Source organism: Nocardiopsis gilva YIM 90087 (assembly GCF_002263495.1).
GTDB lineage: Bacteria > Actinomycetota > Actinomycetes > Streptosporangiales > Streptosporangiaceae > Nocardiopsis_C > Nocardiopsis_C gilva.
The window spans coordinates 5,625,691-5,645,822 of record NZ_CP022753.1 but is presented as its reverse complement, the minus strand read 5'-3'; the positions used below and the strand labels follow the sequence as shown (position 1 = coordinate 5,645,822).

The 20,132-nt window shown below is 70.1% G+C and carries 17 protein-coding genes and 1 pseudogene; 1 reads left to right on the top strand and 17 read right to left on the bottom strand.

Features of this window, described 5'->3' with window-relative positions:
- Positions 1 to 265 precede the first annotated feature (265 nt).
- A complete protein-coding gene (locus CDO52_RS24605) occupies positions 266 to 1,648 on the top strand; it encodes an NAD(P)H-quinone dehydrogenase (RefSeq protein WP_017618839.1) in 1,383 nt (460 codons plus the stop codon).
- Positions 1,649 to 1,736: 88 nt separating this feature from the next.
- Here the strand turns inward: CDO52_RS24605 and CDO52_RS24600 are convergent, their stop codons facing one another.
- The 17 genes and pseudogenes from CDO52_RS24600 to CDO52_RS24525 form a co-directional block, all read right to left on the bottom strand.
- Positions 1,737 to 2,915 (bottom strand): hypothetical protein, encoded by a 1,179-nt coding sequence (locus CDO52_RS24600; RefSeq protein WP_232524317.1) that lies wholly within the window; start codon positions 2,913 to 2,915, stop codon positions 1,737 to 1,739.
- A complete protein-coding gene (locus CDO52_RS24595; protein ID WP_017618836.1) occupies positions 2,915 to 3,544 on the bottom strand; it encodes an ABC transporter ATP-binding protein in 630 nt (209 codons plus the stop codon). The genes CDO52_RS24600 and CDO52_RS24595 overlap by 1 nt, the downstream gene beginning before the upstream one ends.
- Positions 3,541 to 4,578, bottom strand: coding sequence for a peptidoglycan-binding domain-containing protein (locus tag CDO52_RS24590; RefSeq protein ID WP_017618835.1), 1,038 nt, complete (start codon positions 4,576 to 4,578; stop codon positions 3,541 to 3,543). Before CDO52_RS24590 ends, CDO52_RS24595 begins: the two co-directional genes overlap by 4 nt.
- A gap of 177 nt (positions 4,579 to 4,755) precedes the next feature.
- Positions 4,756 to 5,076 carry a hypothetical protein gene (locus CDO52_RS24585; RefSeq protein WP_033300264.1) on the bottom strand — a complete coding sequence of 107 codons (321 nt, stop codon included), beginning with the start codon at positions 5,074 to 5,076 and terminating at the stop codon, positions 4,756 to 4,758.
- A gap of 2 nt (positions 5,077 to 5,078) precedes the next feature.
- Complete coding sequence (locus tag CDO52_RS24580) at positions 5,079 to 5,450, bottom strand: hypothetical protein (protein WP_017618833.1); 372 nt, start codon at positions 5,448 to 5,450, stop codon at positions 5,079 to 5,081.
- Positions 5,451 to 5,543: 93 nt separating this feature from the next.
- Positions 5,544 to 6,185 carry a hypothetical protein gene (locus CDO52_RS24575; protein WP_152471626.1) on the bottom strand — a complete coding sequence of 214 codons (642 nt, stop codon included), beginning with the start codon at positions 6,183 to 6,185 and terminating at the stop codon, positions 5,544 to 5,546.
- Positions 6,186 to 6,335: 150 nt separating this feature from the next.
- Entirely contained in the window at positions 6,336 to 6,659 is a 324-nt protein-coding gene (locus CDO52_RS24570) for a hypothetical protein (protein ID WP_017618831.1), read from the bottom strand.
- 449 nt (positions 6,660 to 7,108) lie between these two features.
- Complete coding sequence (locus CDO52_RS24565) at positions 7,109 to 9,913, bottom strand: ABC transporter permease (RefSeq protein ID WP_017618830.1); 2,805 nt, start codon at positions 9,911 to 9,913, stop codon at positions 7,109 to 7,111.
- A complete protein-coding gene (locus tag CDO52_RS24560; protein WP_017618829.1) occupies positions 9,910 to 10,710 on the bottom strand; it encodes an ABC transporter ATP-binding protein in 801 nt (266 codons plus the stop codon). Before CDO52_RS24560 ends, CDO52_RS24565 begins: the two co-directional genes overlap by 4 nt.
- Entirely contained in the window at positions 10,707 to 11,315 is a 609-nt protein-coding gene (locus tag CDO52_RS24555; RefSeq protein WP_017618828.1) for a PadR family transcriptional regulator, read from the bottom strand. The genes CDO52_RS24560 and CDO52_RS24555 overlap by 4 nt, the downstream gene beginning before the upstream one ends.
- A gap of 451 nt (positions 11,316 to 11,766) precedes the next feature.
- Positions 11,767 to 13,041 carry a hypothetical protein gene (locus CDO52_RS24550; protein WP_033300271.1) on the bottom strand — a complete coding sequence of 425 codons (1,275 nt, stop codon included), beginning with the start codon at positions 13,039 to 13,041 and terminating at the stop codon, positions 11,767 to 11,769.
- Between the two features lie 145 nt (positions 13,042 to 13,186).
- Positions 13,187 to 14,530, bottom strand: a complete 1,344-nt coding sequence (locus CDO52_RS24545; RefSeq protein ID WP_017618826.1) for a dicarboxylate/amino acid:cation symporter — start codon at positions 14,528 to 14,530, stop codon at positions 13,187 to 13,189.
- Between the two features lie 196 nt (positions 14,531 to 14,726).
- On the bottom strand, positions 14,727 to 14,885 hold the full coding sequence (locus tag CDO52_RS29600; RefSeq protein ID WP_394296721.1) for a putative leader peptide: 159 nt from the start codon (positions 14,883 to 14,885) through the stop codon (positions 14,727 to 14,729).
- Positions 14,886 to 15,350: 465 nt separating this feature from the next.
- Positions 15,351 to 15,677, bottom strand: a pseudogene (locus tag CDO52_RS24540) (transposase); the annotation flags it as partial.
- A gap of 151 nt (positions 15,678 to 15,828) precedes the next feature.
- On the bottom strand, positions 15,829 to 17,598 hold the full coding sequence (locus tag CDO52_RS24535) for an acetyl/propionyl/methylcrotonyl-CoA carboxylase subunit alpha (protein WP_017618824.1): 1,770 nt from the start codon (positions 17,596 to 17,598) through the stop codon (positions 15,829 to 15,831).
- A 147-nt stretch (positions 17,599 to 17,745) separates the two neighbouring features.
- Positions 17,746 to 17,997 (bottom strand): acyl-CoA carboxylase subunit epsilon, encoded by a 252-nt coding sequence (locus CDO52_RS24530; RefSeq protein ID WP_017618823.1) that lies wholly within the window; start codon positions 17,995 to 17,997, stop codon positions 17,746 to 17,748.
- Between the two features lie 89 nt (positions 17,998 to 18,086).
- On the bottom strand, positions 18,087 to 19,697 hold the full coding sequence (locus CDO52_RS24525; RefSeq protein ID WP_017618822.1) for an acyl-CoA carboxylase subunit beta: 1,611 nt from the start codon (positions 19,695 to 19,697) through the stop codon (positions 18,087 to 18,089).
- Positions 19,698 to 20,132 lie beyond the last annotated feature (435 nt).

Sequence of the window (20,132 nt, the reverse complement as noted above, 5' to 3'; positions counted from 1 at the left end):
AGCGTGTCTGAGGCGGCTATAAACGCCGCTATGGGCGGTCAGGGACGGCCCTCCCATTCGCGCCGTGGCGGCCCCGCACACGCTGGTCGTCGGGGCTACGGCACCGAGAGAGCGCATGACGCCACCCCGGTGCGAACTTCGCGACCGGGGATGAGAGGACAATGGAGGGGAGCGACAGGCGAGCGAAGACCCAGGCGAAGGGCCCTACAGGGCCGTGGCATGCCCGGTGACGGGCGGCCGATCGCCTTCAAGGAGTGGAGCAGACGTGACGAAGGTCGTGATCATCGGAGGCGGGCCAGGTGGCTACGAGGCGGCTCTGGTCGCAACGCAGCTGGGCGCCGAAGTGACGGTCGTGGACCGTGACGGTATCGGCGGAGCCTGTGTGCTGACGGACTGCGTACCGTCCAAGACCATGATCGCCACGTCCGTCCGCTCCACCTACGTCCGGGAGTCCGCGAAGCTGGGCCTCAACGTGGGCGCCGAGCCGGCGGGGCCGTGCAGCGTCAAGGTCGACATCGGCACCGTCAACGCGCGCGTCAAGCGGCTGGCCCAGGCGCAGTCCGACGACACCGCCGCCCGCGTGGTCAAGGAGGGCGTCGAGATCGTCCCGGGCGAGGGTCGCCTGGTCGACCCGCGCATCGTCGCGGTCGGCGACCAGCGCCTGCGCGCCGATGTCGTCCTCGTCTCGACCGGCGCCCACCCGCGCGAGCTGCCCAACGCCAAACCCGACGGCGACCGCATCCTGACCTGGCGCCAGCTCTACGACCTCGACACGCTGCCCGAGAAGCTCATCGTGGTCGGCTCGGGTGTCACCGGCGCCGAGTTCGCCAACGCCTACCAGGCGCTGGGTTCCGAGGTCACCCTGGTCTCCTCCCGCGACCACGTCATGCCGACGCAGGACGTCGACGCCGCGAAGGTGCTCGAGGGCGTGTTCCGGCGCAGCGGCATGACCGTTCTCGCCAACAGCCGCGCCGAGTCGGTCACCAACACCGGCGACGGCGTCCACGTGACCTTCTCCGACGGCCGCGAGATCGAGGGCAGCCACTGCCTGATGACCGTCGGCATGATCCCCAACACCGCCAACATCGGGCTGGAGGAGACCGGAGTCCGGCTCGACAAGGGCGGGTTCGTGCAGGTCGACCGGGTCTCGCGGACCTCCACACCGGGCGTGTACGCGGCCGGCGACTGCACCGGGGTGAACATGCTCGCCTCGGTCGCCGCCATGCAGGGCCGGATCGCGATGTGGCACGCGCTCGGCGAGGCCGTCTCACCGCTGAAGCTGTCGACCGTCGCCTCGACCGTGTTCACCCACCCCGAGATCGCCGCGGTGGGCGCCAGCGAGGAGGACGTGCGCTCCGGCAAGGTCGACGCGCGCATCGTCACCCTGCCGCTGGACACCAACCCGCGGGCGAAGATGAACAACAGCAAGGACGGGTTCATCAAGCTGATCTGCCGTCAGCAAACCGGTATCGTGCTGGGCGGCGTCATCGTCGGCCCCCGGGCCAGCGAGCTCATCCTGGGCGTGTCCATCGCGGTGCAGCAGCGCCTCACCGTCGACGAGATCGCCCACACCTTCGCGGTCTACCCGTCGCTGTCCGGCAGCGTGACCGAGGCGGCCCGCTCCCTGATGCAGGCCTCCCCCGAGTAGGCACCGCAGATACCCGGACGACCGACGGTCGGCCGCACCGGGGAAAGGCGCCCACAGGCGCCTTCGGCGGTGACGCGTCGGTGAGGGGTCACCTGTCCTTGAAGTACCGGAACAGATGGTTCTCCCGGATCAGCAGCAGGGCGACGACCGCCCCCGCCAGCGCGGCCGGCACCGCGGCGGCCGGGCCGCGGATGTCGATGGCGAACGCGTGCAGCGGATCGGCCGGGTTGTTCGGGACCACCGCCAGCAGCAGCGCGCACGCGGCCAGCGCCAGCGCGGCCACGGACCACGCCGCGGTCTCCAACACGACCGTGGCCAGCAGCGCCCGCCGCGACTGCCCCACGTGCAGTGCCCCGGCGATCTCCAGGCGCCGGGCGCGGATCGCGACGAAGCCGAGGACCAGCCCGGCCAGCGCCGCCCCGGGAACGGTGGTGCGGGTGATGCGCCCGGAGAACTCGGCGGCGGCGTCGAACGAGGCCCCCAGCCGGGTGTTGAGCTGCCCGACGGTCACGGAGGTGTCGGGGTCGACGTCGGCGGCCACCGCCGAGCGGATGAGGCCGTCGGCCTCCTCGGTCACCGGCCACGCGTTCGCCCAGCACTGGTCGAACGCGCCCGCCGCCACCGTGGGGATGACGAGGGCATACCCCAGCCTGCTGTCGCGGCCGTCGTCGGGGTAGTCGTAGACACCGGCGATGGCCAGCGGACCGCGGTCGGTCTGGAGGGTCCGGCCCGCCTCCAGCCCCAGCTTCTCGGCGACGTCGGTGGGGATCCACACGCCCTCGGCCGATAGCGGGCGCACCCCCAGCACCTCGCCCATCCCCGGGGTGACCTCGTAGGAGGGGATGGGGTTGTCCGGCATCACCGCCAGTGTGACCGGTGTTCCCTCGCTGACGGCCCCGGCGGAACCGACGGCGGGAAGGCCGGACAGCGCCTCGCAGGAGGGGCCGTCGGTGGAGCCCGCGGCGTCGAGGACCCGCACCGACGCCCCGGCGGCGATGAACTCGGCGGCCCGCTGCTGCAGGGCGATGATGGCGCGGGCGTCCGTGATCGCCAGGCTCGCGGTGACCGCGGCCAGCGCGATCGCGAACACGGCCGCCCGCGTGGTGCCGGTGGCCAGGTTGCGCCAGGCCTCGGACAGGATCGCGGCGGGGCGCATGGCGCCGCCCGACCCGCTTCCGAGACGTCCCTCCGACGCACCCGGCCGCCCGGCGTCCTCCCTCCTCCCCCTCCCGGGGTTCTCAGGTGTGCGTTCCTCCGGCACGTTCATCAGGCGGCCACCTCACCACAGCCGGCGGTCTCCATGTCGATGACCTCGGTGCACGCTTCGCGGGTGTGCGGGTCGTGCGTCGCGATGACCACGATGGTGCCCTCCTGGGCGATGTTGCCCAGGGTCGCGTTGACCGTGGCGGCCGTGCTGAGGTCGAGCTGGGCGGTGGGCTCGTCGACCAGGAGCAGGTCCGGGGCCGAGCACACCGCGCGGGCCAGCATCAGGCGCTGGGACTCCCCGCCGGACAGCTCCCGGAACGGCTGGTCGGCCACCTGGGCGAGGTCGAATCCGGCCATGACCGCGGCGGCGCGTTTCTCGGCGGGCGGACGGTCCCACCCGCGGGCGAGCAGCGGGAGGGTGACATGGTCCAGGGCGCTGCGGGCCGGGACGCCGTAGGGGTTCTGGAAGACCCAGCCGGTCCGGTCGATGCCGGACATCGCCAGGGTCCCCTCCACGGGGGTCAGCCAGCCGGCCAGGATCGACAGCAGGGTGGACTTGCCGCACCCGGACGGGCCGCAGACCCCGGTGATCCGGCCGGGGCGCAGCTCGAAGCCCAGATCGGCGAAGAGGGTCGCGGTTCCGGGAAAGCGGTGGGTGAGCCCTGTCGCGCGGACGTAGGTGGCGCTCATGACGCGTCCTTTTCGCAGGAGGTGGCGGTGATGGCCGGACCGAGCGCGACCTCGTCCGGGACGTCGTCCTCCGCGACGACGATGGTCGAGCCCAGGTTGGAGCCGACGATCCGCACGGGGATGACGTTGTCGCCCGACTGCAGGCAGCCCCTGCCGTCCGCGGTGCCGAACAGGGCGCCCGGGGCGACCTTCAGCGCGTCCAGCGGCTCGGTGAGCGCGACCGAGGCGCTGATCGGCTCGTCCTCGCCCTTCTGGGCGGCCTGCGCCTCCTTGGTGTCGGACAGCTCGCGCATGAAGTCCGGATCGTCCGCGGCCCCGTCCTCGCTGACCGGGCCGCTTACCCCGGCGACGGTGAGGGTGCGTTTCCCCGGCGCGGCGTCGGTGGGGACCTCCTCCAGGGTCGCCGACTCCACCTGCCCGGGAACGGAGGCGAACGCCTCTCCTTTGCTGATGCTGGAGCCCAGCGGCGCCGTGCACTCCTCGGCGGTGACCGTGGCGGACGGCAACCAGACGAACCGGTCGACGGCGACCTTGCCGTCGGGGTTCTTCATCCCGTTGGCCTTCTTCAGGGCGCGGACGGCGTTGTAGGTCTGGCGTCCGAAGGTCCCGTCGGCCGCGGTGGAGTGCCCGAGTCGGGACAGCTCGGTCTGCAACGCCTTGACGTCGGCGCCCTTGTCGCCCCACGACAGGTCGCGGTAGAGGGGAACCTTGGTGGCCAGGGCAATGAGTCGCTTGCCGTTGACGCGCATCGGAACGCTGCCCGACTTCAGCGTGGCGTCCGCCGCGCAGGTGGTGGAGGTGACCCTGCCACCTGTTCCCACCACCAGGTCGGTGGCGGGGGCGATGTTCAGCGCGACCTGCACCGTGCGCTCGTCGACGAACTCCTCCTTGGCGACCGGCGCGGAGGTGATGGGGTCGGCGGCCGCGAGGTCGGGCGGCGGCCCGGCCGGGCGCAGCAGGAATCCGGTCACGCCGCCGGTGGCCAGCAGCACCGCACCGGCGAGGAGCGCGGTCCCCGTAGGTCGGTTGAGCATTGCACCACATCCAATGGGTCCGATGCCTCCTGTGCCGCTGTGTTCGGTGTGCGGAAAAGAGGAGGTCACGAGGGGTTAGGAGCAGGAACAGGGGGACGAGCGGGAGCAGAAGTAGGAGGCGGGGAGGGGGTACGGGGCATGGAAGCGGATGCCGGTCCCGGTGTCGTCTCCGGTGGGCTAGCGGAAGGAGTGCCAGGCGTACCTCGGTGTGTCGGTGGGAGAGCACCGCACGGTGACGCTCGCTTTGGTCGTGACCCAGCCCGTCGTCTTCATCTTGGCGCCGCAGCGGACCGTCGCTCGGGCCTGGCGGTCGCAGCCGGTCACATCCACCCATGCGGAGATATAGGAGTCGGTGATCGAATAGCCAATGTCACAGGCGGCCGCCTCAGCCGGCAGCGCGGTGACGGTGCCGAGCGACGCCGCGATGGCGAGTGCCGCCAGGACGGTCGCGATACGCGACCGGAGTCGGCTCACCGCGGCTGTGGACGCGTCGGACATGGTCATTCATCTCCCATCTCGAAGGTGATCCCGGCCTTGTCCAGGCACTTCTTGACGACCGGGTTCTTTCCGTCGAAGTCGGCGCTGTCGAACCCCGACTTCAGGTCGGCGTCGAGCTTCTCGGTGGTGTAGTCCTCGGGTGCGAGGCCTTCCTCGATCAGGCAGTCCACGGCGGGCTGGATCTCCTCCCCCATGACGTAGTCCGGTTCGCCTCCCGCGTTGTGGCTCTTCACGGCTCCGGCGGGGCCGCCGGGCGACGCGGACGCGTCGGGCGTGCCCGTGCCCGCTGGCTCCTCATCGCCCCCCGGGGAACAGGCCGCCAGCATGATGAGCCCGGCGCAGGCCAGCGCCGCGATCGCGGAGTAACGGTTCATGGCCATCGAATCCTCCCTGGTATCGGTGCGCGGGTGTCGGTGCGCAGGTGTCGGTGCGGATGCGGCGTCGTTCCCTGTGTCGGGACAACGGGGTCAGTCACCGACGCTGAGCGAGTAGCCGGCCGTATGCAGGCACTCCTCGGCCTTGGGGTCGGTGACGTCGAAGTCGGCGTCTTCGAACGCGCTCTCGAAGTCCTTGTCGAACTGCTCCTCGGTGTAGTCGGCGGGCGCGATCCCGGCTTCGATGAGGCACTGGACGGCGACCTTGCGCGGATCGTCGAACTGCTCGGGGTTGCCGACCTGCTGCTGGTACATCGCCTCGATGCGGGCGATGGTGCCGTCGGCGCACTCGGCGCTCTTCTCGAAGTGCTCCTGGTTCGCTTTTTCGTCGTCGGCGCCGCCCGCGTCCCACTTGACGAGTTTGTAGATGCCGTTGGGGAGCTTGGTGTAGGTTTCGTCGAGCCCGGCGCCCTCGGCGCACTCCATGTATTTGTTGAACGCCTCTTCGTAATCCTCCGGCGCGATCTCCCCCTTCTTGATGGCGCGCTCGAAGACCTCGCGCTCGAAATCGGAGGTGGCTTCATCGCGCATCTGCTTGTACTGCTCGACGAGGGAGGGCTCGGAATTTCCCGCGGCATTTCCGGCGGGATCATCGCCGCCGAACGCATTGCACCCGGACAGTACGGCGACGCATAGGGCGGCGGCTGCCGCCAGCGTTCTCGGTCTGAATTCCATGGTGATTCCCGATCCGGAGATTCCCGGGGGATGGGTGGGGCGGAAACCGACCATGGCCGGCCGGTGCCCGGTGCGGAGGTGCGGCTCCGCTCAGGGCGTTGGGGTGGCCATGGTCGGCTCTCCATCACTTGTTGCGATGACGTATCCGGATCAGCGGGTCAGCGCGTATCCGGCGTACCTCGGTGTGGCGCCCGTGTAGTGGCGGGCGTAGGCACTCGAGGACTTGGAGGTCCACGGCGTCGACGCGTAGTAGCGGCCGTGGCGGGCCCACGAACGGCCGTAGTAGCGGCAGTGCGCGGTGTTGGTCCAGGCATAGGACCGGTAGGCGGTGACGGAGTAGCCGCCGCTCCTGCAGGCGGCTTCCGCCGGGGAGGCGATGGCGACACCGAGAGTGCCGGCCAGGCCGAACGCCGCGACAATGGCGCCCGCGCGTGCGGCCAGCGAGCGCCCTGTCGTGGTTGGCGTGGAGGACATTCGTCCCTCCCTCTCCTAGTGACAAATGTTTTCGGAGTCCCGAGGAAATTGGCGTTCTGTGCACGGGAATGCCGCCCCATTGAAATGGAGTCCCCGAGCCCGAAACTGGCAGCGATGGCCATCGCCTTCGTGTGTACCGTGGCCGGGAGGCGCTCGGCAAGTGTCGATTCACCCTGGCCGAATAATGATCTTGTGTTGTCGATGTGGCGGTTGGGTAGATCTGGGAATTCGAAAGCGATGTCGCGGGCGGAGAATGAGTGCAGGTGGCGGGGTCGGTTGATCTTTGCGGTTTCCGGATGTGCGGGCCGCCGGCTCTCCTTCGATTTGGCGGCTCAAATGGACGTCGATTGGCCGCATGAGGTCATTGGGATGTGCTCGTTCGAGGGCGGGAGTAATCGTCTGACGGGAATGTCTCATTTCTGTCATTTGTGAGAACTCCAGAATTGTGCTCAGTGCGTCGCTCTGCGTACTAGTGGGATGTGCGGACGAATCGCTGTGGTCGCCCCGATAAAGGTGATAATCGGAATTGCCAACGTGATCAGGGTGATCAGTGGCCAGGGCACGACCACGGACCAGGACTCGTCGGCGTATCCGTACTGGTGGCGTTCCATCAGGACCTGCGCCACGCCCAGGGCAAGTCCGCACGCCAGGCCGAGCCCGACACCGGTGGCGGTGATCACCAGCCCCTGCGCTCCGCTGACCCTGCGCCGGGTCGACGGGGCCGCGCCGACCGCAGCGAGCGTCGCCATCTCGGGTCGCGCGTCGGTCGCGGCCAGACCCACCGCGACCCACGACGCCCCCACGGCGACGACGGCGGCAAGGCTGATCAGGGCGTACAACCGTGTCATGTTCGCTGGTGCCCCACCATCGCGTTCGACGACGACCTCGACCGATCCGGTCGCCTCCGCGAACCCAGCCGCTTCGGCCTTGGCGACCGCAGCGCGGGCGCGATCGACGGCTCCGTCACCGGGTGTCGCGTCCGTCGGCGCGACCAGGCCGACCGTCCGCGCCTCCCCGCCCCACTCCTTCAGCAGCGTGGGAGGGATGATCAGCTCGTACTGGGCGCTGGGCCAGTCCACGGTCACCGCCGGAACCGTGGCGACGTTCCCGTCCTTGAACGGTGCGTCGCCAGTGCGGCCGTCGGAGTCCCCGTCAACGTTCCTCATCTGCAGGAACGCCACGCGTGCCGTGTCGTCGGACCAGAGATCCAGGTCGCGGGTGACCACCGCCTTGCCCTCGGCCAGCGCCGCGGCGGCCTTGGCGGCCTCCGGCAGACCCAGGGCACGGACGACAGACCCGTCGTCCACCAGAGGTGAGACTTCCCCCTGCGTCTGCCACAGCGTCTGCCGGTTGCGGTCGCCGTTGACCTTCATCGGCGCGCAGTCGACGTCGTTGACGCTCATGTCGGCCGCCCGCGCCGGGGACGCGGGGGGCACCACGGCCCAGAAGGGGCAGGACTGGTTCGGGTCGGGAAGGGGAGCCACGGAGAAGTCCGTGTCCATCATTCGCACGGGCAGGGCATCCGTGGCGGGGAGTTCGCTGGTCAGTGCCGATGCCACCCGGTCGACGGTCGCGCTGTCGGCGCGGTCCGGATCGGTCAGGTACGCCAGCACGGTTCCCTCGGCCGCACGCGGGAAGTGGAACCACCCTTCGTGCTCCGCCTCCGACACGGTGAACACGGCGGTGGCGACCAGGAAGGTCAGCGCCGCGAAGACGGCGGCGATGGCGGGAACCGTGCGCGACCGGTTCCGGGCGGAGTCGCGTAGCGCGATCCGGAGCGACAGCGGCAGTCGGGCCGCGACCCGCCCCAGCGTGCTGACGATGGCCCCCGAACACAGTGCGGTGCCGACCACGATCACGATGATGCCGGAGGCGGAGAACACGTAGCGCGTCAGCGCGATGCCCGCCGTGACCGCCGCACCACCGGCCACGACCAGCAGCACGCCGATGATCTGCGGGTAGGGGCGGGATCCGGTGGCGGTGCGCCGCCCGGTCAGGACGGCCACGGGATCCATTCGCCCCGCCTTCCGGGCGGGCAGCCACGCGGCGATGACCGCGATGGCCACACCGAACAGCGCGAAGGCGGCGATGTCGGCCCAGGGCAGGATCAGGTTCGGGAAGTTCGGGTTGCCCAGGGCCCGCAGGAGGAGGAACCCCGCGGCGGCGACAGCCGTTGCCAGCAGCGCGCCAGCCACCGCCGCTGTCGGACCGACGACCAGCGCCCCACTGAGCACCATCCGCCGCAGGTCGCGAGAGGACCCGCCCTGAGCGGAGACGACCGCCAGCCGTCGGGCCGACCGTTGCGCCCCGACCGCGAAGGCGGGGGCGATGAGCAGCACCGTCACCAGCAGACCGGCTCCGAGGACGCCGGCGTACATCATCAGCTGCTCGGCGTCGGCCTCGACCGGGGCGCCCTGGTAGATCGGCATGTCCTCGGGGAGGGGCGGGTCCAGCACGACCGCCCGGCTGACCACGCTCGCCCCCAGCTCGTTGACGGCGAGTACCTGCTCCCAGGTCACCGCGTCGGAGCCGGTGGAGTACCAGACAGGTGACGCGGAGCCGCCGCCTGGCCGGGACCCGGTGTCCAGGAGCGTGCCGGACGCCAGGGCGAGCTCGATCTCGTTGAGGGTGGTGCGGTACACGCCGGTGACGGTGCCGGAGCGGGTCTCGCCCGCGCCGTCCACCAGCTCGACGGCATCACCGGGCTCCACCTCCAGCCGCCGAGCCAGCCCCTGGTTCACGACGACCTCGCCCGGTTCGGTCGCCACACGGCCCGCCTCCATTCGGAACAGGCCCGCAAGCGCTGGAGCGTCGAGGTCGGCCTCGACCGCCGGCAGCTCCTCGGTCCTCCGATCACCGGCGCGGACGGCGACGGGACCCTCTGCTGTACGCGTCAACTCGGTTCCGGGGGGCAGCGCTTTGAGCAGGTCGCTTTCGTAGGCCGCCGTGGAGTCGGGCGGTTCGTCGTCGGAAGTCCCGAGCCACAGATCCTCGCGCTCGTCCTGGACGACCTCGCCGGGCATCCGCCAGGCGATCCGGGCCTGCGCGTTGTCGCCGAGCATCATGTCGTTGAAGGTCGCGGGCTCGGGGACGGCGGAGCGGAGCATGATGTCGGCGAGCGCACCGCCCAGCACCGTCAGCGCGATCATCGACGCGATCAGGGCGGTGGTGCCTCGGTTGCGCAGCGCGTCGCGTCTCGCCGCCCGCAGGCTCGCCCGCCAGGGCGCCCACCAGGCCCGCAGCGCGCGCCTCATGGTTCGGGCTCCGAGCGCGGGGGCGGCGGGGCGCCCGGAGTGGTGAACAGCGACTCCACGCCCATCCGAGTCCCGGTGGAGCCGGTGAGGCGTCCGTCCCGCAGGAAGACCGTGCGGTCGGCCCATGCCGCGTAGCGGGCGTCGTGCGTGACCAGCACCCCCGCGCTTCCGGCGTCGATCCGGCCGCGCAGGACCAGCATCATCTCCTCGCCGGTGGCGGTGTCGAGCGCGCCCGTCGGCTCATCGGCGAGCAGCAGGCGACGCGGCCCGACCAGGGCTCGGGCGACCGCCGTGCGCTGCTGCTGCCCTCCGGACATCTCCTCGGGGAAACGATCGGCCAGGTCGCCGACCCCGACGCTGTCCAGCGCCGCGATCGCCTGCTCACCGGCCCGCCGTGCCGGGACTCCGTCGAGTTCCAGTGGGAGGGCGACGTTCTCGGCCGCGGTCAGCGACGGGACCAGGTTGAAGTCCTGGAAGACATACCCGACCAATCGCCTGCGCAGGCGGGCGCGGGCCGTGGCACCCAAGCCGCTCAGCTCCTCCCCGACGACGCGGATGCTCCCGGCGGTGGGGGTGTCGAGCCCGCCCGCGAGATTGAGCAGGGTGGACTTCCCGGACCCCGACGGCCCCATGACCGCCACCAGCTCACCGGCCCGCACCTCCAGGTCGACCCCGTCCAGCGCGACGACCTCGGTCGGCCCCTGCCCGTGGACCCGGGTGGCCCCGACGATCTCCAGGACCGGCGTCTCCACCTCGCTGCCGTCCGGGTGCGGAACCCCGGCCCCGCCGGCCATCATCGACGCGTCCCGCGTGCGGCGGAGGTGTCCGCGTCGTCCTCGGTGGGAGCCGTGTGTGCGGCCGACAGCGCCGCGCGGGCCACCCGCGCTTCCACGTGGTCGAGCCACTGGATCTCGGCCTGCGCGGCGAAGATCAGCGAGTCGAGGATCAGATGCCAGGCGAGATCGGCCTCCATACTCGACGGCTCCGGTGCATCGTGCCGCGGCATCTTGAGCCGGGTGTAGTCCTGCAGGCATCGCAGGGTCTCGGACCGCTGCCGATCGACGATCCCCCGCACATCCACGCCCGGTGTGGTCACCGCGAGTGCCAACTTGATCGCCAACTCATCCCGTGCGGGCGCCCCGCGCTCGACCGGTGTCTCCCACCAGGCCGTGACCTCACCCCGCCCGGTCTCGGTGAGCTCGAACCTCTCGGGATCCCCCTCGGCCCCACCGCTCACCGGCTCGACCAGCCCGTCACGATGCAGGCGCTGCAGCGTGGTGTAGGCCTGGCCGATGTTCAACGGCCAGGTGCCACCGGTGCGCACCTCGAACTCCGCGCGCAGCTGGTAGCCGTGCTTGGGGCCTTCGGCGAGCAAGGCCAGCAATCCCTGCCGAACGGACATTTCGACTCCTACTTACCGAGTAACTAGCACCGACCATACTTACCCGGTAACCATAAATCCAGGCTTCCCTCTGGCCGGACCCGGCCACCCGGTGATGCATCGTGATCACCCTGCGCTCACGCAGGAACCGACCGCCCGAAGCGGGAAGCGGAATGAAAAGCAGTGGTGGCCGTCTCCCGCAAAGCTGTCGGGGCACGGAGCCAGGACGTGGATTTCGTGTCGGGGCCGAGAATCAACTACCGCCCGCTTGTGGGCGGACCGGGCGTCCGGTGGTCACCGAACCGACGTTCGTCGCGGTCGCGCCCACGCCGACGCTCCGCAGCGCTGCCGTGCACGGCGACGTCCCCGACGCCATCGAGCCCCTGTGCCAAGGGTCGGGGAAACAAGAAAGGGGGCCCGGCCAGACGGCCGGGCCCCCTTTCTTGTTTCTCTGTCTCGGAGAAGCTCAGGGCTAGAAGTCGCCGAATCCGCCGAAGTCGCCGCCGTCGAAACCGCCGCCGCCGAAGTCGCTCCAGCCTCCGCCGTCGCCGAAGTCGCCGTCCATGCCGCCACCGACGTCGCCGCCTCCGATGTCGCCCCCGAAGCCGCCGCCCATCATGGATCCCATCATCGAGCCCATCATCATGCCCGTGAACATGCCCATCATCATGTCGGTGCCGTGATAGCCGCCCGCATAGGGGGCATAGGCCGGACCGGCGTCGTAGTACGGGCGTCGCTGGCCGTCGACCTCGACCATGCGGACGTCGGGGTCGAATCCGGCGAGGACCGCCTGGGCGCAGTTGGCGCACGCCGTGACCGTGCGGGGGCTGCCGCCGGGCGGTGCCCACATGACGTCCTGCTGCGACGGGCCGTGCTGCGGGTTGAAGAAGCAGGGGCCGCGCCGCTCGGGGACCGGTTCGCCGTTCATGCGCGCCCGGGTGGCCGTCATGTAGTAGCGGCCGTCCTCCAGGGACTTGGTGATCTGCTCGACGTCCTCGGGACGCTGGATGGAGTCGAGCGTGTTCTTGGCCTGGTCGTAGGAGTCCATGGCCCGGGTGTAGTCGGCGCGCGTGGGGTCGTCGACCCTGCTGAGGTCGATCTCCAGGCGGGCGATGTCCTCACCCAAGGACACGACGTCCTCGGTCGTCATCTGCTTGATCTCGGCGAGTTCCTTGGCCTTCTGCGCCTCGCGCTTCTTCTTCGCGCTGTACAGGAAGAACCCGCCGCCGACGACGGCGACGACGAGCAGACCGATCAGAATCATCCCGAACATGGCCCCGGACTCGGCCGCGCTGACCTCGCTGTCGGCCTTCTGGATGAAGGCGTTGGCGGCGTCGGTCGGGGTGCCCTGCTGCTTGGCGGCGGTCTTGGCGGCGTCCACCGCGCCGGAGTCGAGGACCGTGGAGTCGGCCTCCAAGTCCTTGCCGTCGATGAGGAGGTAGGTGCCGTCACCGACTTCCTGCTGGACCTGGCCCATGTAGCCGCCGGCCTCGGTGCGGGAGCCGACCGTCCCGTCTTCGAGGACGACCACGTAGACGGGGGTCTCCGCCTTCTCCGCCTGCTGGCTGACGAGCCCGGATTCGGTGTCGGAGATGGTGTCCACGCCCTCGTCCACGTAGATGTGCGAGCCCTTCAGCTCGTTGGCGACATCCTGGACATCGGGGGCATCGGCGGCGCTCGCAGGGGCCGCCGCGAAAGCGGTGAGCCCTGCGGCCAGCAGAGCGGGCAATACCAAGCGGCGCAACATCATGGTTCCTTTCGCCTCCGTCACAAGAGTCTGACGAACGACGGCGTTCGATGGTTCCCCCGCCGGGTCGCCCTACCCCAACACTACGGGCGGCCCGCAATGATTGCGGGCCGCCCGTAGCGCGCGTTGTGATCGGAAACAGGCGCTACGACGCCGTCGATGCCGAGGCCACCGACGCCGGTTCCCGGTCCGCCTCCGCGGGCTCCTCGGCGGAGCCGTCGAGATCGACGGCGTCGGCGGTGTCGGCCGAGCTGCGGAACTCCGGCACCACGAACCCGTCGAGACCGCGCGGCTCGTTGTAGCGCTCCAGGTCGATGATGCCCTCACGCTTCGACACGATGGCCGGGATCAGCGCCTGGCCGGCCACGTTGGTGGCGGTGCGGCCCATGTCCAGGATCGGGTCGACGGCGAGCAGCAGGCCGACGCCCTCCAGTGGCAGGCCCACGGTCGACAGCGTCAGCGTGAGCATGACGGTGGCGCCGGTGGTGCCCGCGGTGGCGGCGGACCCGATCACCGAGACGAAGACGATCAGCAGGTAGTCGGTGATGCCCAGGTCGACCCCGAAGAACTGGGCGACGAAGATCGCCGAGATCGCCGGGTAGATCGCGGCGCAGCCGTCCATCTTGGTGGTGGCGCCGAACGGTACGGCGAAGGACGCGTAGTGTCGCGGCACGCCGAAGTTGGTCTCGGCCACGCGCTGGGTGACGGGCATGGTCCCCATGGAGGAGCGCGACACGAAGCCGAGCTGCACCGCGGGCCACACACCGCTGAAGAACTTCAGCGCCGACAGCCCGTGCGCCTTGGTGAGCAGCGGGTAGACGACGAACAGCACCAGCGCGAGGCCGACGTAGATAGCCAGGGTGAACTTGCCGAGGGCGCCGATGGTCGTCCAGCCGTAGCTGTAGACGGCGTTGCCGAGCAGACCGATGGTGCCGAGCGGCGCCAGCCGGATGACCCACCAGAGCACCTTGAGGACGATGTCCAGCGTCGACTGGGTGAAAGCGAGGAACGGCTCGGCGGACTTGCCGACCTTGACCGCCGCCACGCCGATCGCGATCGCGATGACGATGAGCTGGAGCGCGTTGAAGTCGAGACTCGTGCTGAGCACCCCGGCGTCGTCAGCGCTGGTGCTGGCGGCCAGGCCGAGGAAGTTGGTCGGGACCAGGCTTTCGAGGAACGCGAGCCAGGAGCCGTGGGTGCTCGGGTCCGCCGCGGTCGACGGGTCGACGCCGCTGTTCATCCCCGGGCGGATGATGAGGCCGAGACCGATGCCGATCGAGACCGCGATCAGCGCGGTGATGGCGAACCAGACCAGCGTCTGCCCGGCGAGGCGGGCGGCGTTGGAGACGTTGCGCAGGCTGGCGATGGAGGAGATGACCGCGAGAACGATCAGCGGCGGCACGATCGTGCGGAGCAGGGTGACGAACGTCGAGCCGATGGTGTCGAGGGTGACGGCGAGCCAGTTCGGGTCGTCCGCGCCTCCGCCCATGTGACGGGCGATGACTCCGAAGGCGATGCCGAGGACTAGGGCAGCGAAAACCTGTACGGCGAATGGGACACGCCGAAGTGCGGATAGCACTGGGAGACTCCAAGATCAGAGCGATGCCCGGGCGCTCGCGGGGATCGTGCGGCGGCCCGGTGGACGATGGCGCGCGGCCAAAGGCGCGCTGGGGGATGGGTCGTTCCTAGGAACGACGACACGCTTGGCTGGCGACCCGGCACAGATCGATGTGCCGTCGCTCGGTGAGGCCCCAAATGTTCGTCACGAACGTGAACAATAGCCAGCACGGCCGCTTTATTCCCAATCGCCCTGGTATCAACCTGATCACGTGTGCGCGGATCATCGGATGTGTGCGGGGATGTGGGCGGGAAGAGATGTGCCCCACAGACTGTCTTTCGAGGTCAGAAGCGCAGGATCGCGTCGGGGCATGCTCGACGTGAAGCGTGCCGGTGGGTGGGGAAGGTGGCGGCGACAGCGGGTGGGGGCTGGCCGCTGCTGTTGGCCACCGGGGGGCTGGGTGGCCCCGAAAGGACGGGATAGCGCTGTCCGCAGCCCTGTCGGCGATGATCACGGGGACTCTGTCGGAAAACGGGCGAAAATCGACAGAAACCCCGTAATCAGCGGCGAGAGAGAGCTGAACTGCCGCATGGCGGAAGTGCTCTCGCGTGCAGCGGAAGAGCGGCGTTTCAGTCGGGCTGAGGGGCGTCGACTGGCCGGGACGGATCCGCGCCCCGCGCCCCCACGCCCCAAGGCCGGGAGGATTCCCAATGAAGTCGTCAAGGCCGAGCGGTAACAGGCTGTGAACGCCTCAAGCCGCCGCGGTCAACTTCATGGCAGTGGCCGCAACGAACGGGCGCCCATCGCGCAGCATCGCCCAGAGCACGTTGACCCGACGGCGGGCCAGCGCGATCACGGCCTGGACATGACGCTTGCCCTCGGCCCGCTTGCGCTCGTAAAACGCCTTGGAGTCCGGACAGCAGTGGATGCTGACCTGGGCCGACATGTAGAACACTCGCAGCAGGCGGCGGCTGTAGCGCCTGGGCCGGTGCAAGTTGCCGCTGATGCGCCCCGAGTCCCGGGGGACCGGTGCCACCCCCGCAACGCCGACCAGCCGGTCCGCACTGCCGAAGGCGGCCCTGGCCTCCGCCGCCGTCGGTGCTGCTTTTTGCCACTGAGCATCGGAGGAGCGGAGCGGGCCGACCCAGCAGACCCGTGCAGGGCGGGGCGGGGACGCATGCGTCCCCGCCCCGCTGTTGCTTGCTCCTTCGCCTACGACGGCGGTTCGGTCAGGAGTCCTTGATCTCGCAGACCACGCCGCCGTTGGAGATGGTCTCGCCCGCGGAGACGGCCAGGCCGGTGACGGTGCCGGACTTGTGGGCGGTCAGGGGCTGCTCCATCTTCATGGCCTCGATGACCACGATCGTGTCGCCCTCGGCGACCTCCTGGCCGTCTTCGGCCACGAGTTTGATGACCGTGCCCTGCATCGGGGAGACCAGCGCGTCGCCGCTGACCGCCGCTGCTGCGCGGCTGCCGCCGCGGCCGCGTTTGGGGGGCTTCTTGGCGGACTTGCCCGCACCCGCTCCAAGGTCGGCGCCCAGTCCGGCCGGGAGGACGACCTCGACGCGCTTGCCGCCGACCTCGACGGTCACGGTGTCGCGCTCGGAGGTCTCCGCCTGTTCGCTCTCGCCCGCGTACGGGGCGATCTCGGTGGCGAACTCGGTCTCGATCCACCGGGTGTGGACGGTGAACGCCGCGCTCGGGTCGGTGGGGGCGAAGGCCGGGTCGCGCACCACGGCCTGGTGGAAGGGCAGCACGGTCGGCATCCCGCCGACCTCGAACTCGGTCAGGGCCCGGCGCGAGCGCTGCAGCGCCTCGGTTCGGGTCCGGCCGGTCACGATGAGCTTGGCGACCATGGAGTCGAACGCCTGGGGCACGGTGAACCCGGTCTCGCACCCGGTGTCGACGCGCACGCCGGGGCCGCCGGGCAGGTTGAACGTGGTGATGGTGCCCGGGGCCGGCATGAAGTTGCGACCGGCGTCCTCGGCGTTGATCCGGAACTCGAACGAGTGCCCGCGGATCTCCGGGTCGTCGTAGCCCAGCTCCTCGCCGTCGGCGACCCGGAACATCTCGCGCACCAGGTCGATGCCGGTGACCTCCTCGGTCACCGGGTGCTCCACCTGCAGCCGGGTGTTGACCTCCAAGAAGGAGATGGTTCCGTCGGTGCCGACGAGGAACTCGCACGTTCCGGCGCCGACGTACCCAGCCTCGCGCAGGATCGCCTTGGAGGAGGAGTAGAGAAGGTCCATCTGTTCCGTGGACAGGAACGGCGCCGGGGCCTCCTCGACCAGCTTCTGGTGGCGGCGCTGCAGCGAGCAGTCGCGGGTGGAGACCACGACCACGTTGCCGTGCTTGTCGGCCAGGCACTGGGTCTCCACGTGGCGGGGCCGGTCCAGGTAGCGCTCCACGAAGCACTCGCCGCGCCCGAAGGCGGTGGTGGCCTCGCGCACCGCCGAATCGAACATGTCGGCGACCTCGTCCAGGGTGCGGGCGACCTTGAGGCCGCGCCCGCCGCCGCCGAAGGCCGCCTTGATCGCGATCGGCAGCCCGTGCTCCTCGGCGAACGCGACGACCTCGTCGGCCCCCGACACGGGGTCGGGGGTTCCGGCCACCAGCGGGGCGCCGACCTTCTGCGCGATGTGGCGCGCCTGGACCTTGTCGCCCAGCGCGGTGATGGCAGTCGGCGGCGGGCCGATCCAGGTCAGTCCGGCGTCGATCACGGCCTGGGCGAAGTCGGCGTTCTCGGCCAGGAACCCGTAGCCCGGGTGGACGGCGTCGGCGCCGGACTCGGCGGCGATCGCGAGGATCTTGTCGATGTTGAGGTAGCTGTCGGCGGGGGTCTGGCCGCCCAGGGCGTAGGCCTCGTCGGCGGCCTTGGTGTGCAGGGCGTCCAGGTCGGGTTCGGCGTAGATCGCGACACTGCCGAGCCCGGCGTCGGTGCAGGCGCGCGCGACCCGCACCGCGATCTCGCCCCGGTTGGCGATCAGAACTTTACGCACGGTCGAATTTCCTCCTGGTACGGCGCCGGACCGGATGGGTGTCGCGCCTGGTCGTGAGAAGTCTAGAAAGCGTGCGGGGCATCCGCCCGGATCCAGCGAGGATGGTTGTCTCCTACCCCGCCTGTGGCCGGTTGGCCCCGGCGCCGGTCACCCGGACCGGAAGCTGTTCCGCCAGGCGCCGGGCCCCGGGGTGAGGGGACGGCGCACCAGCCGGGAGCGGTCGCGCCAGGCCGAGGGCGCGCCGCGGCCCGACGCCGCGGCCGCGTGTGCCGTCCGCGTGGCCCGCGCGCGTGCGGTCAACACCGTCACCAGGGCGGCGACCTCTTCGTTCGAGGGGTCCCCGCGGACCACCCGCAGGTAGGGCGCGGGGCTCCGCGGCTGCTCGGCTGCGTTCGACATCTACACCCTCTCGTTCCCTGCGCCGGCCGCCGGCGCTGCCGCGCGACGGTGCGTGCGGCCGGGGCGCCGGGACCCGTCGCGTTCCTCCATCACAGGGGAATGTTCCCGTGCTTCTTCGGCGGCAGCTGCTGTCGCTTGTTGTCCAGGCTGCGTAGCGCCTTGGCAACGGACACCCGGGTCTCCGACGGCAGGATGACGCCGTCGACGTACCCCCGCTCCGCGGCGGAGTAGGGGTTGAGCAGGGTGTCCTCGTACTCCTGGATGAGCTTGGCGCGCTCGGCCTCCACGTCGTCCGAGGCGGCCAGCGTCCGGCGGTGCAGGATGTTGACCGCTCCCTGGGCGCCCATGACCGCGATCTGGGCCGTGGGCCAGGCCAGGTTGATGTCGGCGCCGAGGTGTTTGGACCCCATGACGTCATAGGCGCCGCCGAACGCCTTGCGCGTGATGATGGTGATCAGCGGAACGGTGGCCTCGGCGTAGGCGTAGATGAGCTTGGCTCCGTGCCGGATGATGCCGTTCCACTCCTGGTCGGTGCCGGGCAGGAAGCCGGGCACGTCCACGAATGTGAGCACCGGGATGTTGAACGCGTCGCAGGTGCGGACGAACCGCGCCGCCTTCTCCGAGGCGTCGATGTCCAGGCATCCCGCGAAGCTCATCGGCTGGTTGGCGACCACGCCCACCGGGCGGCCCTCAACGCGGCCGTAGCCCACCACGATGTTGGTGGCGAACTGGGCGTGCACCTCCAGGAACTCGCCGTCGTCCAGCACGTGCTCGATGACCGTGTGGATGTCGTAGGGCTGGTTGGCGGAGTCCGGGATGAACGTGTCGAGTTCGAGGTCGGACTCGGTGATCTCCAGCTCGGCTTCGGCGCCGGAGTCGAGGACGGGCGCGTCCTGGAGGTTGTTGCCCGGGAGGTAGGACAGCAGCTCCTTGACGTAGTCGAGCGCGTCCTGCTCGTCGGTGCCCATGTAGTGGGCGACACCGGACTTGACGTTGTGCGCCCGCGCGCCGCCCAGGTCCTCCATGGAGACGTCCTCGCCGGTGACGGTCTTGATGACGTCGGGGCCGGTGATGAACATCTGCGAGGTCTGGTCGACCATGACGATGAAGTCGGTCAGCGCGGGGGAGTAGACGTGCCCGCCCGCTGCGGCGCCCATGATCAGCGAGATCTGCGGGATGACGCCGGAGGCGTGCACGTTGCGCTTGAAGATCTCGGCGTACAGGCCGAGCGCGACCACACCCTCCTGGATGCGCGCGCCGCCGCCCTCGTTGATTCCGACGACGGGGCAGCCGGTCTTCAGGGCGTGGTCGAGGACCTTGACGATCTTCTCCCCGTAGACCTCGCCGAGGGAGCCGCCGAACACCGTGACGTCCTGGCTGAAGACGGCGATCGGTCGGCCGTCCACGGTGCCGTAGCCGGTGACCACGCCGTCGCTGTAGGGCCGGTTCTTCTCCAGTCCGAAACTGGTGGAGCGGTGCCGGGCCAGGGCGTCGAACTCCACGAAGGACCCGGGGTCGAGCAGGGCGTCGATGCGCTCGCGCGCGGTCATCTTGCCCTTCGCGTGCTGTTTCTCAATGGCTCGCTCGGACCCCGCGTGCACGGCCTCATACCGGCGGCGCTGTAGGTCGGCGAGCTTGCCCGCGGTGGTGTGGATGTCGATCTCGGCCGCGGGCAGCGGTTCAGGGGCTTCGGTCGCCATAAGGCCTCACCATAGTCCCGGCGTGGAGCTCCGCAGGAACGTGACCCCGGTTACCAAGGGGTAAGTGGGGTTGCGCACACTCCGGCCGGGAAGCCGTGCACGGATTCCCAGGTCGGGGCGGCCATTCCAAGCTGCTCGCGCGGGGGTGGCGGAGTGGTCCGATGCGGTGACCGGCACCGGAGAAGGGCACGAAGGGGAAGCGGAGTGAGGGGGAAGCTGAGAGAGAAACAAGGAGAGGATGAGTCGCCGCTGAGGCATTCCCGCTGCTCCCCTCCTGGTTCTTCCGGTTCACGCCGTGTTCCCCGCGCCATCCCGGCCAGCGCCCCGCGCCGGTGCGGTCGGACGGTGACCCCCGTCCTGCCGTGTCACTCAACCCGACAGCGGCCGGGGGACGACACCCCACTCGGCCCCTTAATCCGTTCGCGCCGACCCCCG